The 604-nt window shown below is 70.2% G+C and carries 1 protein-coding gene; it reads right to left on the bottom strand.

From position 1 onward, the window contains the following. Positions 1-604, bottom strand: a 604-nt coding sequence (locus tag HX774_RS19415; RefSeq protein WP_178829032.1) for a class I SAM-dependent methyltransferase, incomplete at both ends; no start/stop codon positions are given.

Here is a 604-nt window from a genome sequence, read left to right as displayed (position 1 = left end):
GAAGGGCGGATTGCTGACGATGAAGTTCAAATCGCCCTCGGTCGGCAGGGTGCGCACATCGGCCCACTCGAAGCTGACGCGCGGGTCCTCGACGTTCTTCTTCGCCGCCGCGATGGCGCGCCGGTCGATGTCGATCAGACGCAAGGATGTCACCGCCGGCGACCGCAGCGCCACCAGCGACAGGGCCCCGAAGCCGCAGCCCAGGTCGGCGCCCGCGCCCTTCAGCGGCGGCATGACCCCGGCCAGCAGGGCCGTGCCCGGATCGACCCGATCCCAGGCGAAGACGCCCGGCTGCGACCAGGCGTCCAGCCCCTCGACCTGTCGCAGCCCGCCCGCCGCGATGGCCGCATCCAGGCCTTCAATCACTTCAGGCCGCGTGACGATGCAGCGGCGATGGTGGGCCTTGGCCGTCTCGCCGACTTCCAGACCGAAGTCTTTCAGTTCCTTGCCCAGACGCGAGCCGCCCTTGCTCTTGTGCGCCATGACGTCGAGCCGTCCGCCGACCTTCAGCGCCCGCAGCGCCATGGCCAGGGTATAGCGCCGCTCGACCACGCCGGGCGGGGCATAGATCATCGCCTCGTCCACCGAACCGGGGGCGAGGTCC

The sequence above is a fragment of the Brevundimonas sp. P7753 genome (assembly GCF_013386595.1).
Taxonomy (GTDB): domain Bacteria; phylum Pseudomonadota; class Alphaproteobacteria; order Caulobacterales; family Caulobacteraceae; genus Brevundimonas; species Brevundimonas bullata.
This window is presented reverse-complemented; position numbering and strand designations above follow the sequence as displayed.